Source organism: Candidatus Woesearchaeota archaeon (genome assembly GCA_030651135.1).
In the GTDB taxonomy this organism is placed as follows: domain Archaea; phylum Nanobdellota; class Nanobdellia; order Woesearchaeales; family JACPBO01; genus JACPBO01.
The window spans coordinates 16,205-29,615 of the sequence record JAUSCS010000013.1 but is presented as its reverse complement, the minus strand read 5'-3'; the positions used below and the strand labels follow the sequence as shown (position 1 = coordinate 29,615).

At 37.4% G+C, this 13,411-nt stretch carries 23 protein-coding genes; 10 read left to right on the top strand and 13 right to left on the bottom strand.

The window, feature by feature from the left end:
* Window positions 1-2: 2 nt before the first annotated feature.
* The 6 genes from Q7J54_06655 to Q7J54_06630 all read right to left on the bottom strand — a co-directional run bounded on the left by Q7J54_06655 (window position 3) and on the right by Q7J54_06630 (window position 4,783).
* Window positions 3-434, bottom strand: coding sequence for a hypothetical protein (locus tag Q7J54_06655; protein MDO8741223.1), 432 nt, complete (start codon window positions 432-434; stop codon window positions 3-5).
* 58 nt (window positions 435-492) lie between these two features.
* On the bottom strand, window positions 493-975 hold the full coding sequence (locus Q7J54_06650; protein ID MDO8741222.1) for a flavin reductase family protein: 483 nt from the start codon (window positions 973-975) through the stop codon (window positions 493-495).
* On the bottom strand, window positions 966-1,853 hold the full coding sequence (locus Q7J54_06645; GenBank protein MDO8741221.1) for a DUF1189 family protein: 888 nt from the start codon (window positions 1,851-1,853) through the stop codon (window positions 966-968). Before Q7J54_06645 ends, Q7J54_06650 begins: the two co-directional genes overlap by 10 nt.
* 178 nt (window positions 1,854-2,031) lie before the next feature.
* Complete coding sequence (metG, locus tag Q7J54_06640) at window positions 2,032-4,149, bottom strand: methionine--tRNA ligase (GenBank protein ID MDO8741220.1); 2,118 nt, start codon at window positions 4,147-4,149, stop codon at window positions 2,032-2,034.
* On the bottom strand, window positions 4,146-4,538 hold the full coding sequence (locus Q7J54_06635; protein MDO8741219.1) for a PIN domain-containing protein: 393 nt from the start codon (window positions 4,536-4,538) through the stop codon (window positions 4,146-4,148). The genes metG and Q7J54_06635 overlap by 4 nt, the downstream gene beginning before the upstream one ends.
* A complete protein-coding gene (locus tag Q7J54_06630; protein ID MDO8741218.1) occupies window positions 4,526-4,783 on the bottom strand; it encodes an AbrB/MazE/SpoVT family DNA-binding domain-containing protein in 258 nt (85 codons plus the stop codon). Before Q7J54_06630 ends, Q7J54_06635 begins: the two co-directional genes overlap by 13 nt.
* 118 nt (window positions 4,784-4,901) lie before the next feature.
* Between Q7J54_06630 and Q7J54_06625 the strand changes: the two genes are divergently transcribed.
* Window positions 4,902-5,075, top strand: coding sequence for a hypothetical protein (locus tag Q7J54_06625; GenBank protein ID MDO8741217.1), 174 nt, complete (start codon window positions 4,902-4,904; stop codon window positions 5,073-5,075).
* 9 nt (window positions 5,076-5,084) lie between these two features.
* On the opposite strand, the gene Q7J54_06620 is transcribed toward Q7J54_06625, so the two are convergent.
* The 6 genes from Q7J54_06620 to Q7J54_06595 are packed head-to-tail and all read right to left on the bottom strand — an operon-like array spanning window position 5,085 to window position 7,386.
* Window positions 5,085-5,372, bottom strand: a complete 288-nt coding sequence (locus Q7J54_06620; GenBank protein MDO8741216.1) for a hypothetical protein — start codon at window positions 5,370-5,372, stop codon at window positions 5,085-5,087.
* 2 nt (window positions 5,373-5,374) lie between these two features.
* Window positions 5,375-5,548: a hypothetical protein gene (locus tag Q7J54_06615; GenBank protein MDO8741215.1), complete on the bottom strand. Its 174-nt coding sequence runs from the start codon at window positions 5,546-5,548 to the stop codon at window positions 5,375-5,377.
* 18 nt (window positions 5,549-5,566) lie between these two features.
* Complete coding sequence (locus tag Q7J54_06610) at window positions 5,567-5,980, bottom strand: hypothetical protein (protein MDO8741214.1); 414 nt, start codon at window positions 5,978-5,980, stop codon at window positions 5,567-5,569.
* Window positions 5,981-5,990: 10 nt separating this feature from the next.
* Window positions 5,991-6,224, bottom strand: a complete 234-nt coding sequence (locus tag Q7J54_06605; protein MDO8741213.1) for a hypothetical protein — start codon at window positions 6,222-6,224, stop codon at window positions 5,991-5,993.
* Complete coding sequence (locus tag Q7J54_06600) at window positions 6,221-6,520, bottom strand: hypothetical protein (GenBank protein ID MDO8741212.1); 300 nt, start codon at window positions 6,518-6,520, stop codon at window positions 6,221-6,223. Before Q7J54_06600 ends, Q7J54_06605 begins: the two co-directional genes overlap by 4 nt.
* Entirely contained in the window at window positions 6,517-7,386 is an 870-nt protein-coding gene (locus tag Q7J54_06595; protein ID MDO8741211.1) for a DegT/DnrJ/EryC1/StrS family aminotransferase, read from the bottom strand. The genes Q7J54_06600 and Q7J54_06595 overlap by 4 nt, the downstream gene beginning before the upstream one ends.
* A 45-nt stretch (window positions 7,387-7,431) precedes the next feature.
* On the opposite strand from Q7J54_06595, the gene Q7J54_06590 reads away from it, so the two are divergent.
* The 8 genes from Q7J54_06590 to Q7J54_06555 all read left to right on the top strand — a co-directional run bounded on the left by Q7J54_06590 (window position 7,432) and on the right by Q7J54_06555 (window position 12,574).
* On the top strand, window positions 7,432-7,917 hold the full coding sequence (locus Q7J54_06590; protein ID MDO8741210.1) for a class I SAM-dependent methyltransferase: 486 nt from the start codon (window positions 7,432-7,434) through the stop codon (window positions 7,915-7,917).
* Between the two features lie 112 nt (window positions 7,918-8,029).
* Window positions 8,030-8,392, top strand: a complete 363-nt coding sequence (locus tag Q7J54_06585; protein MDO8741209.1) for an Rpp14/Pop5 family protein — start codon at window positions 8,030-8,032, stop codon at window positions 8,390-8,392.
* Between the two features lie 76 nt (window positions 8,393-8,468).
* Entirely contained in the window at window positions 8,469-9,203 is a 735-nt protein-coding gene (gene psmA / locus Q7J54_06580) for an archaeal proteasome endopeptidase complex subunit alpha (GenBank protein MDO8741208.1), read from the top strand.
* 19 nt (window positions 9,204-9,222) lie between these two features.
* On the top strand, window positions 9,223-9,942 hold the full coding sequence (locus Q7J54_06575) for a ribosome assembly factor SBDS (GenBank protein MDO8741207.1): 720 nt from the start codon (window positions 9,223-9,225) through the stop codon (window positions 9,940-9,942).
* 21 nt (window positions 9,943-9,963) lie between these two features.
* Complete coding sequence (gene rrp4 / locus Q7J54_06570) at window positions 9,964-10,707, top strand: exosome complex RNA-binding protein Rrp4 (protein MDO8741206.1); 744 nt, start codon at window positions 9,964-9,966, stop codon at window positions 10,705-10,707.
* A complete protein-coding gene (locus Q7J54_06565; GenBank protein MDO8741205.1) occupies window positions 10,697-11,407 on the top strand; it encodes an exosome complex exonuclease Rrp41 in 711 nt (236 codons plus the stop codon). Before rrp4 ends, Q7J54_06565 begins: the two co-directional genes overlap by 11 nt.
* Window positions 11,400-12,170 (top strand): exosome complex protein Rrp42, encoded by a 771-nt coding sequence (gene rrp42, locus Q7J54_06560; GenBank protein ID MDO8741204.1) that lies wholly within the window; start codon window positions 11,400-11,402, stop codon window positions 12,168-12,170. Before Q7J54_06565 ends, rrp42 begins: the two co-directional genes overlap by 8 nt.
* Window positions 12,171-12,265: 95 nt before the next feature.
* Window positions 12,266-12,574: a hypothetical protein gene (locus Q7J54_06555; protein MDO8741203.1), complete on the top strand. Its 309-nt coding sequence runs from the start codon at window positions 12,266-12,268 to the stop codon at window positions 12,572-12,574.
* Between the two features lie 101 nt (window positions 12,575-12,675).
* Here the strand turns inward: Q7J54_06555 and Q7J54_06550 are convergent, their stop codons facing one another.
* A complete protein-coding gene (locus Q7J54_06550) occupies window positions 12,676-13,005 on the bottom strand; it encodes a hypothetical protein (protein ID MDO8741202.1) in 330 nt (109 codons plus the stop codon).
* Between the two features lie 116 nt (window positions 13,006-13,121).
* On the opposite strand from Q7J54_06550, the gene Q7J54_06545 reads away from it, so the two are divergent.
* Window positions 13,122-13,397, top strand: coding sequence for a hypothetical protein (locus tag Q7J54_06545; protein ID MDO8741201.1), 276 nt, complete (start codon window positions 13,122-13,124; stop codon window positions 13,395-13,397).
* The last annotated feature ends 14 nt before the right edge of the window (window positions 13,398-13,411 follow it).

Genomic DNA, 13,411 nt, shown 5'->3' with positions numbered 1-13,411 from the left:
TATTAAACAACCCCGAAACTCATTCTCGACTTCAAATTCTTATCTGAAACTTCAACATTCAGGCTGTAAATTCCGTTTTTATCAGGAGCTTTTATGTTGAAGTAGCTTAATGGAATAATAATTGTATTATTCAATATCATCCCGTCATCTTTTAAAACATAACCCACCCCCAGATCAATGAAAATATTCCTCAAACTGAATTTTTTCTTTTCGTTTTCAAAAACAAAAACGCTTATTGTTGTATCTGAAGGGGCTTCATCAAAAAACAGGGTTATTCTGCCGTCAACAATGCTGCCTGCATAGTAATTCATTGCGTTAAGCTCGAGCTTCAGTGATGCCTTTAATTCAATAACAGCAGCGCCTGTTATGCCTGTATCCTTGTACTTTACAGCGATAAATACCATCACAGCCACGAGAATAGCCGCCAGAGCCATTATTGATTTCTCAAGGTTTGAGTGCGTTCTATAATTTATTTTTGCTCTATTTTTTTGCTTAATTCTGTGTTGTAACAAACTCATCACCGCTTATATGCATAATTCTCTTCTCTTTCTTTTTAAAGTCTGATTTTAAAACTTTTCCTATAAAAACAATATGATCTCCTGTCTCAACTTCATTAACAACTTCACATTCAAAGTATGCGACTGCTTCTTTTATCCTCGGGCAATCAACCTTCTCAGCCTCTTCTTTTGCAAGTCCTGTTTCCTTGAATTTATCCATAAACCTTCCAGAATGCCTGCCGCAAAACAGCACTTTGTCTTTTAAGCTGAAAGGCATGAAATTAACAACAAAAACACGGGAATTCTCGATAATATTGCATGAAAACCTTTGCTTGCCGATTGCAATTGCATAAAGTTCTGGATCAAACGAAGAAGGCATGTGCCAGTCTATGGTCATTACATTGTCTTTATCCTTGTCTCTGCATGTAATTAGAACGGTCTGCTTTTCACCGCATATCTGCATAAAATTCACTGCCATAGTATGTAGTCATCATCTTTTTTTGAGCTTACTTCAAGCTTTTTCTTTTTTATTACGCTGCTTTTGATCACTTCGATTTTGCCAGTCAGGCCAACTCTCAGAATTCCGAAGGCCATAATGACGGCCAGCAGAATCAATGTTACAAGATAAAGCCTGGAGCCAAGAGCCTGGGCAAACGGAATTAAAAATCTCCCGAGGCTGTAGGGAATTGAGATGAGCTCTATAAATAAAGGCGCTGTAGAGGCAAAAAATGCTATTTTCAGGATTTTTTTAAAGCTTATATCAAATCTAAGCACCCTGACAGCTATGAAAACAATTACTGAAACTGCAAGCATTATTACCAGGTATTTTATATAAAACGACGCGTAATTTATTATCAATACACCCGGAATTATTATAACAAACAATGCTGCGATAAGATTTGCAATTCCGCTTTTATGGTCCAATAAGTTATGGTAAGAGCCTGCATTGAATCTTTGGATGCTGTTGAACGGCCTAAAATAAAAGAAATCCTTTGTTATCAGGACCTTCTCACCCGTCATGTTCCTTTCGCTTACGCTTCCGTCTATTATTACCTGCGGATCATTCTCCAGCAGAACAATCGGCTGCTTTGTTTCGAATGTTACATTTACAGAAAACACATTGACATTATCGAGCTGTTCCCCTATGTAGCCGCGCAGTAAGAATAATCTCGGAACAGCTATGATGCACATTACAATTATGCTCCAGAGTATAACCAGAGCAAGGTATTTGAAGCAGTATCTGAAAGAGCTTTTTGCGAGATCAGAGTAATAAAATGGATTGATGCTCTTGAGCGTGTTTTTCAACAGCTCATTGTTAAGAACTTCAATAAACTTTCTGAATGACCTGAATCTCATATTGCCTCTTTTATAGCTTTATCTATGTCTTTTTATATTCACTAGTATAAATATTTAATTATTTTGTAGAATCTAAAAATTTATTGAATAGCTTTCTTTCACTCAGTTTAAATATCTGCTTGAATGATTTATGATAATTGTTCTTATTGGGATTTTGCGAATATTTATTTAATAAGCCCTATCTAACTATAGCGCCATCCTCGACATCTGCATTTATCTCTTCTTTTTTTGTTTTCAAAACCTTATCTTCAAAAACCACTTTTTTGTTTTTTACAGCCAGTTTTATTTTTAAGAACTCATCAAATGTGATCTCTTTATCAGTATTTTTATACCCGTCAATAAAAACAATATCTCCTGACTCTGAATTTGGAGCTTCCAACAGCTTAAGATCTTTTCCGTCATCTGCTGCAAGCAGCATTCCATTGCTTTCGATGCCCCTCAACACAGCGGGCTTTAAATTAGAAACAACAACTATGTTTTTGTTTTTCAGCTCGTCGTTTGAATAATGCTTTCTAATCCCTGCAACTAACTGCCTTTCCTCATCTCCGAGAGCTATCTTCAGAACAACAAGCTTGTCTGCATTAGGATGGTTTTTTGCTTCGATTATTTTTGCGACTCTGAGATTTAACGGGAATGATTTTTCTTCGATGGTTTTCTTTTTACCTGAAAATTTTTTCTGAAATTCCTCTCTTTGTTTATCTTCGAGTTTGTGAAATAACAATTCAGATTTATTTATCCTGTGCCCTTCTTTCAAGGATAATTTTCCTAAATCCTCTAGCTCAAGCTTTTCAATATTCAGCTGTTTTTTAATTGAAGCGGAAGCTGCAGGCATGAAAGGCGAAATCAAAATAGCAAGATCCTTCACAAAGTTTGCAAGAACATACAGCGCAGCCTTATCCTTTGTTTTCCAGGGCTCTTTTTCCTGAAAATACTGGTTTCCGAACTTGCTTATTGACATTATTTGCTTTAATGATTCTTTTAATTCAATTTTATCAAGCAGCTCAAGAGCTTTTTTCTCCTCTCTTTCTATTTTCTTAAAAAAATCTTTATCTGATGCTCTTAAGCCTGCTTTTGATATTTTTCCATCAAAGAAATTATTAATGAAGACTATTGTCCTGTTCACCAAATTTCCGATATTCGCAACAAGCTCATTGTTTATTTTGCTTTGAAAATCTCTCCAGTCAAAAACAGTATCGGTCTTTTCTGGCCTGTTGACTAAGATGTAATACCGCCATACATCTGCAGGAATCCCGGTTTCAATTGCATCATCTCCAAAAACGCCTTCATTCCTGCTCTTTGAGAATTTTCCAGTTTCATAATTCAAGTACTCGTTTACAGAGAGGCCACTAACTAAAGCGTATTTGTCTCCTGTCCCGATTAAAAATGCAGGGAATAATATTGTATGAAACGGAATATTGTCTTTTCCCATGAACTGAACTAATCTTGTTTTAGGATCAAGCCAGTACTTCTTCCAATCTTTTCCAGCTTCTTTTGTTATGCCAATATAGCCAATAGGCGCATCAAACCATGAGTAAAAAACTTTATTTTCAAATCCTTTTTTCGGAACTTTAATGCCCCATTCCAAATCGCGGGTTATGCATCTTGGCTTTAGCCCTTCCTTCAGCCATGCAGCAGTCATTGTTTTTGCATTTTCGCTCCATTTCTTTTCAGCTTTCTTAATCCACGTTTTCAATTTTGGAGCAAGCTTTGGAAGATCAATGAAAAGATGCCTGCTTTCTTTAACAATTGGCTCAGTTCCGCATGTCTTGCATCTTGCGCAAACTAATTCTGTTGCATTGAGCAGCTTCCCGCAGTTCTCGCACTGGTCGCCGCGCGCATTTTTATAGCCGCAGTAAGGGCATTCGCCTTCAATAAACCTGTCAGCAAGAAATTTACTGCATTTCGGGCAGAAGCACTGCTCTATTGTTTCTTCTTTTATGTAGCCGTTCTTATCGAGTTTATTGAAGATGTCTATTGTTATCTCTTTGTTTTCTTCAGAGCTCGTTCTGCCGAAACAATCAAAATCGCATTCAAACCATTCATATATTCTTCTGTGGATCTTGAAATATTTGTCAACTAATTGCCTTGGCGTCAATCCTTCCTCCAAAGCCTTGACTTCTGCTGTTGTTCCATGCTCATCTGTGCCGCAGACGCTTATTGCATCCTCCTTTTTCAATTTTAAATACCTTGAATAAACATCAGCTGAAAGAACACAGACCAAAGTGCCTAGATGAGGCACATTATTCACATAAGGCAGCGCGCTTGTTACAATGGTTTTTTGGCTTGTTTTTTTCATTTGATAAACTCCACATTCGGTAGACTTCTAAAATGTTCGTCTCCTGTCAATATTTTTAGCTTTAATTCTTTGGCTAAAACACAGCTCATACAGTCCACATAGGACATCTTTATGCTTTTTTTGTACATTTGACTTCTAAAAATTGATGTTTCTATTAAAGTTTTTTGTTTTACTTTTATGATTTTAAAATATTTATTCAGAATCTTAAGAAATTCTTTCGCTTTTTCTTCACCTTTATCACGGTGAATTAGAAAAAACAATTCCATCAATATCAGCGGGGTTATGTATGCACCTTCTTCAACTAATTTTTTATCAAAATATTCTTTATAATTCTGGTTGTTTTTTTCAAACCATTCTATGAAAGCATACGTGTCTACTATATATCCCAACCTTCATCTACCTCTTTCATTAGCTCTTTTGTTGTTTTTCCGGTTTTACCCCAGCTCCCTCCCAACTCACCCAATGATGGAAGCGGTTCTAAGATTATTTTCTTGCCTTGTATCTTCTCTTTAAATTTTACTCTAGGCATCAGACCTAATTTATCTCTTATTTCCTTGGATATTACAATCTGCCCCTTGACAGACATTGAAGTAACAAAATCTTCGCCTTGAACACTTATTGCTTCTATCGACATATTATCGCCTTTTATAGTTTTACCTTTAGAAAGTACAACTTATATTTAAATTTTACTAAAAAATCAGTTTTACTGTCTGGTCAAAAGGTTTAAATATTTGAACTATTTTACAGTAGTTATGATAAGGAATCTGGCAGATCTAGACAGGGCATTAAGGGACTCTTTCAGCAACATAAAGAAAGACATAGAATTTCTCAAGAAAAAAGAAGATCGGAACTCTGCGTTAAGGGACGAGATAAGATTCATGCAGAAGGAGATAAAGAAGATAAAGAAAAAACTTAAAATAAAGTAAAGAATTTCATTATACCTCCTTAAGCTTTTTTACTTCTTTGATTATGTTTGACATATGACTTTTAAACCTTAGCATTAAAATAGCAACTATGGAAATTACTGAAATGGATATAATGCCTACAAGCATTACCTGATTTATCGATTTATAATCCACTTGTTTAGTCACAAATGCAATGGTTATACCGATAAGATAGGTAAATAATATTATTATTGCAGTAGTGTAATATTGCAGATATTTATTAAACTGCAGATCTAGTAGATTCTTTTTCAATCTATCTGACAGTTCTTCTTTTGGCATAATTAGTCTTCCGCGAAAGCTATCGCTAAAAGGACAAGTCCTCCTACTATCAGGATTGCTGAGCCAATAGCTGCTCCAAATCTGCTTTGCAAAAAGGAGGGTATTGCTCCCACTATGCCAAGAACGGTGCTTATTACCCCAGCAACTGCCAAGATATTCTTTGTTTGTTTTTTCATTTAACACCTCTCAAAAAATCATTTTAACTTTTTTGTGACATCAATATCGGCCTTGCATTTCCCGCATTGAAAGCGGATCGATTCAGCAGCTTTCTTCTTTCCTGTTTCCTCGTTAATGATCTGTATCTTTTTCCTCTTGAACGGGACTTCAATCTCGCCTTCAAACCTGCATTTCGGGCAGGTGTATTTTATGCTGCAGACCAGGCTTTCTTCAAATATTTCTTCTGGCTCTGTATAGCCGCATGCATAGCAAACAAATTCTTTTGCCCTGATCATGACCTTGCCTTTCTTGTCTTTCGGCTTGCCCATTCTCTCTTTTTTGCATTTCGGGCAAATCTTCCTGTAAACCCATGCAACAGCATTTCCCTCTCCAATATTCCTTCTTGTAAAATAAACAAGCTCATCCATTGATTCCGGTTCTTGTAATGCCATGTTATCACCTTTATTCAGCTGTTGAATTCGTTGTATTTGCATTAGTTTCGGGAAGCCAGTCCTGCTTTATGACATAGCCGACTGTATTCTTTGCGCTTTTCCCGACTGTGAAGATCCATTTGAAATATTCTGAGATGAATACTTTTTTACCTTCTTTAGTCTCAAAACTTATGTTGTTCGACTGGTAGATTATGAGGCCGCCTATTATGAGAAATGCAACGATTATAAAAAGGATTTTTTTCATTTTTGTAATACGAGTTTCACAAGTCCATCATTACGAACAATAAAGTACCCTGTTCTATTCTCCTCCTGTTCGACCGCTATAAATATTTTTTTTGTAACTTCAGCAATTTTTTTTGGTGGAATGCCATCAATTAATTTCGTTAATTCAGGCGTGTCTTCTGGAATACTCATTCCAGGCACCTTAACGGTTCTATAAAGACCCTGGTATTTTCCATTTATTCTTCTGATTTGAGACCAGTCATAAAATTCTTTTATGTACGCTTTACAATATTCAATTAACCTACCGGCGATTTTCATTTTTCCTCCAGCCTCTTTACTTCTATGCACACGGCGTCTATATCTGCCCTTATATTTCTGGGGCAGAGCGTGTATTCGTATTTATTTTCTTCGCAGTATTTAATAATTTTGCTTTTTTCATCCTCGTTCTTGAATTTTACAATGACATTAAGGCCGTATCTGCTCTTATGCAGTATTTCAGAGTTTTTAAGGTCGTTTTTTATTTTTTGGTTTATTCCAACCAGAAATTTCAATCTTTTGTTCAGGTTTTCTATCTTATTTTCAAGCGCATCAAGCTCTTTTTCAGAGAATGTATATTCCTCTATTACTTCGGGCTTGCTTATGTACCTGTCTATGAATCTTAAAACGCCATGAACTCTTTCTTTCGTCATGAAAAAGTGCAGCAGATTGTCATTTATTGCAATAAAGCCGCCTTTTCCAAGATTAATGGGCTTCCACTGCCTGAAGCTGCCAATTGCCATGTCGCCGTATTTTGCAAATTTTGTCCCTATTGAGCCTGACGCATCATTTATCAGCAGGCAGCCTCTCTTTTTGCATATCTTTTCTATTGGCTTCATAGGCTGGTCAGCAAAATAGCCTGTAAGTGAGTTTACAATCAAAACTGAATTCCTGTCAGCTTTCTTGAAAAGGTCTCTCAGGTTAAGAATGCCGTAATCTGTTTTAAGATCGATCGGCATCAGGTCGTTTTTCAATGCAAACTGCTTATATGTGAGCCAGCCGCCCTGATCCTGAATTAAGGCTCTTGTTTTGCCAAGCTTTTTTGCTATTTCAAATGCCTTCATTATTGCCGTATTGCCCCTGTCAACAAAGACAATGTGCTTCTTGCCTGTCAGCCTGCGGAGCATCTTCGGAATGTTCGGATTCATGGTGTTTTGAGTAATGTTTAAATATTTAAAGGTTAATGTTTGTTTATGAATTATTACGATTCAATAAGCAAAGGCTATGAAGAGCTGCATGGCGAAGAGCAGTTAAATAAAATCAAAATAATTAAAAAATTCCTGAAAGTCAGGAAAACAGACAAGCTGCTGGATGTAGGCTGCGGCACAGGCTTGACAACAGAGCCGTGGCCATGTGAAAGATACGGAATTGATCCATCAAGAAAATTATTATTTAAGGCAAAACAAAAGAACAAAGAAATAGACTATGAGCTTGCTCCTGCTGAAAAGATACCCTATCCAGACCATTTCTTTGATGTTGTGATAAGCATAACAGCAATACAAAACTTCAAGGATATAGAGAAAGGGCTAAAAGAGATCAAAAGGGTTGGAAACAAGAGGTTTGTTCTCAGCTTTTTAAAAAAATCACCTAAAAAAGAGATGATTGAATGCCTTATTAAAAAACACTTTAAAGTTAAAAAGATCCTCGAGGAAGACAAAGAGTCGATATATTTCACGTAAGCTGATTTTCCGATAGCTTTATAAATAACTTAATATTCCGTATTTCTGCAAGAGAGAAAAAGGAAACCATATACCTATTTTCTCAGTTAATGAAAACTGTTTTGGGTGCATAATGGCAAAAAAATTGAAAGCTATGATGCCAAGCATGAGGGAGCGCAAACGCTATGTCGCGTTTCAGATCATCTCAAAAGAGCCTATAAGGCCTTTCAAGCCAGTGTCTGATGCAATATGGCAGGGCTGCCTGAGGTTTTTAGGAGAGCTTGGAGCTGCCAAGGCAGGAATATGGATATTAGCAGACAAATTCAATGAAGAAAATCAGAAAGGTTTAATAAGGGTAAATCACAAATATGTCGATGATTTGAAAGGTGCTTTGGCGCTGATAAAAAGCATAAACGGCGCTGAAGTCATTGTCAGATCAACAGGAACATCGGGGATAATGAAAAAAGCGCAGGAAAGATACTTGACAAATAATTAAAATTCAATAAATAAAATAAAAAAACTTAAAAAATAAAATATTAAAAAACTAAAACAAACTTTGAGGTGAATTAAAAATGCAACAGCCTTTACCGCATCAGGTGATGGGATATGACAGGGCAATAACAATGTTCAGCCCTGACGGAAGATTGCTTCAGGTAGAATATGCTAAAAAGACAGTCAAGCAGGGCAGCACAGCCATCGGAATAGTCTGCTCAGACGGCGTTGTCCTTGTGACAGACAAGAGAATAGTTGACAAGCTTGTTGTCCCGGAAAGCGTTGAAAAGATATGGCAGATTGATGAGCATATCGGCGCAACTGCTTCAGGAATCTTATCTGATGCCCGCGTTCTAATAGAAAGAGCGCAGCTGGCAGCCCAGAGGCACAGAATAACTTACGATTCAGACATTGATGTGCTGAGCATTGTAAAAGATATCTGCAATTTGAAGCAGATAACAACGCAGTCAGGCGGATTCAGGCCTTTTGGCGTTTCAATTTTGGTTGCAGGAATTGATTCTGACGGGCCAAAGCTTTTCGAGACTGACCCTACAGGAATTTTCTTCCAGTACAGGGCAGCTGTGATTGGAGAAGGCGAAATTGAGGTTGAAGCCATTCTAAACAAGGATTACAAGGAAACAATAACAGTTGAGGAAGCCTTAAAGCTTGCAATAAGCTCATTGGCAAAGATTCTTGACAAGGATTTCAGCATTGAAAGGATCGATGCAGCATACATAATGACCAAAGAGAAGAAATTCACAAAACTGGGCAAAGACAGAGTGGAAAGAATATTGAAAGACACAAAGAAAAAATAAAAAACAGGAATGAGCTAAAATGCCAGGAATTACTTTTGACAAGGAAAGATTCTCCATAAACATTGCGAGAATAAAGAAAGGTGGCAATGTTTTTGAAATTCCGATTGACGCTGATCTTGCAATGGAATTCAGGAAAGGCAGGGCAGCTGAAATAAGGGATGTCCTGAAATCAGAGCATGTCTTTTCTGATGCAAAAAAAGGATTAAGGGCAAGCGAGCATTTGATGCAGCAGGTTTTCGGCACATCTGATCCTTTAAAAGTTGCAGAAATAATCCTGAAAGAAGGTGAAATTCAGCTAACTTCAGAGCACAGGGAAAAGATGAGAGAAGAAAAAAAGAAAAGGATAATGGACATAATACACAGGAACGGCGTTGACCCGAGAACAGATGCGCCGCATCCTATGACAAGGATAGAAAACGCATTTGAGCAGGCAAAAATAAGAATAGATGAAATGAGATCTGCAGAAGAGCAGGTTGATGATATTTTGAAGCAGTTAAGGCCCATAATGCCGATAAGGTTTGAGATAAAAGAGATACAAATTCATATTCCCGCGATTCATGCTGCAAAATCATATTCTGTTGTAAAGCATTTCTCAAAAATGCTGAAAGAAGAGTGGATGAATGATGGATCATTGCTTGCTGTTGTTGAACTTCCTGGCGGCTTAGAGCAGGATTTCTATGATAAACTAAACACGGCAACGCACGGCGATGTAGAATGCAAGGTTATAAAAACAAAATGACAACAAAAGGTGAAAAATAAAATGAGTGAACTATTAGTTAAAGAAAAAGAAGTAGTTATTCCTGGAGAAGAATTAGCATCCGGAATGGACTATCTGCCGTCTTACGGAACATACAGGGACGGTGACAAGGTTTTGGCTGCAAAATTAGGCGCGGTAAATGTTGAAGGAAAAGTCATAAAGATATTTCCTTTGTCCGGCCAGTATATCCCAAGGAAATATGACACAATAATCGGCAAGGTTGTTGATGTTTTGATGAGCGGCTGGAGAATAGACACATTCTCGCCTTACACAGCAATGCTTCCTGTAAGGGATGGTGTGATGGGTTTTGTAAACAAAGGCGCTGATTTGACGCAGTATTTCAATCTTGACGATTATGTTGTTACAAAAATATTCAATGTAACGTCACAGAAGCTGGTTGATGTCACGATGAAAGGGCCCGGCCTGAGGAAGCTGAAAGGCGGCAGGATAATAAGGGTTAACTGCAACAAGGTGCCAAGAATAATCGGTAAAGGCGGCAGCATGATTGGCTTGGTAAAGCAGGCCACTAACTGCAGGATCATAGTCGGCCAGAACGGCCTAATATGGATTGACGGAGAGCCGAAAGACGAAGTTGATGCTGTAAGCTTTATCAAGAAAATAGAAAATGAAGCGCATACTTCCGGCTTGACAGAAAAGATGAAAGAATACCTTGAAAAAACAACAGGAAAAAAACTGGCAATCAACACTGAAAGCACTGAAGAGAAAGGTGAGCAAAATGAGTTATAAGAAAAGATTTGACGGAAGAAAATTTGATGAAACAAGGGAAATAGAAGCCAAGGCAGGCGTTATACCTAGAGCAGACGGATCTGCTTATTTCAGGATTGGAAAAACAATTGCTTATGCTGCTGTTTACGGCCCAAGAAATTTGTATCCTAAGTTTTTGCAGGATCCTGGAAAAGGAATCCTGAGATGCAAGTACAATATGATGCCGTTTTCAGGAGCAGGCGAGAGGGTAAGGCCTGGCGGATCAAGAAGATCGAAGGAAATTTCGATGGTTACGGAAAAGGCATTGCTGCCTGTTGTTGATCTGAGCGAGTTCCAGAATTCTGTTGTTGATATTTTCATAGAGCTGCCTCAGACAGATGCAGGAACAAGATGCGCAGGAATATGCGCTGCTTCAATTGCATTGGCAGATGCAGGAATTCCGATGAAAGACATGGTTGCTGCTATTTCTGTCGGCATAGTTGATGACCAGGTTCTTGTTGATCTTGATTATGAAGAGGAGGCTTATGAAGCCGGCCCGGTAGCTGATATTCCGGTTGCGTTCATCCACAGGACTGGAGAATTGACTTTGCTGCAGATGGACGGCGAAATATCCAAGGAAGACTTGAAGAAAGCGATTGAGATGGGAAAAAAGGCGTGCTTAATGATAAATGAAATACAGAAAAAAGCATTAAAAGACAAATATGGTGAGCAAAATGAATGAACAACTTAGAGAGCACATTATAAAATCACTGTCAGCAGGAATAAGGTTTGACGGAAGAAAGCCATTGGAATATAGAAATGTTTCAGTGGAGTATGGAGTTTCAAAAAACGCAGAAGGATCCAGCAGAGTAAAAATCGGTGAAACAGAAGTTATTGCTGGCGTTAAGCTGAGCATGGACAAGCCTTACTCAGATACGCCTGATGACGGCGTTATGAGTGTTAATGCTGAATTGCTGCCTTTGTCGAGTCCTGAATTTGAAAGCGGCCCGCCAAATGAGCAGTCAATTGAATTGGCGAGGGTTGTTGATCGCGGCATACGGGAATCAAAAGCAATTGACACAAAAAAACTTTGTGTTAAGAAAGGCGAGAAGGTATGGATGATAAGCGTTGATATTGTCACAATAAATGACTCAGGCAATCTGATTGATGCAGCAGCAATAGCGGCGCTTGCTGCATTGAAGGATACGAAATTTCCTGAAGTCAAAGATGACGCGGTTAATTACAAGAAACTGACAAATGAAAGACTGCCTATGAAAAAGGATCCTATGGCAGTAACAGTTTACAAGATCGGAGGGCATTTCATTGTTGACCCTGATCTTGACGAGGAAAAAGTCTTTGATGCAAGACTGACAGTAACAACAACGCCTGACGGAATAATCTCAGCTCTGCAGAAAGGAGGGGATCTGCCATTGACGATGGAAGATGTCGAGAAAATGGTGGAGATCGGGATTGAGAAGGCAAAGGAATTGAGGAAGATGCTTTAGGGATTTTTAATTTATTTTATTTTCTCAAGGATTATATCACTAATAGATAGTTACAAAACGAAAGATTTATAAAGATAATATCAATACTATATGATATGCTATTCATAAATAAAGCATTAGGAATTGGAGCATTAGTGCTGGCTTTGAGCGGTTGCAGTGATAGTTCAGACTCTAGAAAACCAGAACTAAACCGTCCAGTTTATTCTTCATATGGAATGGATATAGTAATGAATGGGAAATCCTCTCGGGAAGTGCTTTCAGATTGGCAAGTAGAAAGAGCAAGAGAATGGAATTCAAGAAACAATGAATTTATGAGATGTGATAGAAATAAAGACGGAATGCTAACTGGTGAAGAAGAAACTGAGTATCGCTCTTTACCTATATTCAATTATAGATTTAGATAAATCTTTTGCCTTCTACTATTTAGCCCGAATTCTGAATTAGACATAACTATGATTTAGCGATCCTACCAATAACAAATATAGCAAGTTAAAGTTCCACAATTTCAATGTTTAACCATTATTTCTTTTTCTTTGACCTTTTCATGCACATGGTGCTTTGTTGTTTCCCAATAGAACTCTCTGAACTTCCTGATCACCGGATTTGTTAAATTAAGCCTATACATTTTGGCTTTTCCAACTATTCTTGTTTTTATTATTACTCCCTCTTTTTCTAATTTTTCCCAGAAGAGTTTAAGTGTGGAGTAACCAATGCCCGAAAGATCTGCTATATCAGTCATACTGTAATCAAAGTCTTCATTAACCACTAAAAAGTCCAGCGCCCTCAATATAGGGGAATCTCCAAAAATCCTTAAAAATATTGTTTTGTCTTCCATTGTAAATATAATAAAGAGCAAGTCATATATAAATCTTTCTATTTTTAGCCGATATTGGCCATAAATATTAATTAAAACAATAAACCTTTTATATTTAAATTGTTAAAAATCAGGATATGGCAAGGAAATTAGCCAAAACTGACTATGAGAAGATAAAGAAGAATATCCTTAAGAAGCTATATTCTAACGAAGCATTTAGCAAGGGTCATTTATTGTGCGAAAGACTGATGTCAGGAATCCCTTCTCATTTGAAAGGGTCTGTAGAAGATGTTCTCAAAGACCTTATAAAAGAAGAACTGGTCTTATTTTATGGCAAAACAAAATATGGCGATGCCTATCAGTTAAATATTAAGAAATTAAAAGAGATCGAAGATTTATTGGGAATTGCTTAATTCAAAACCTTTAT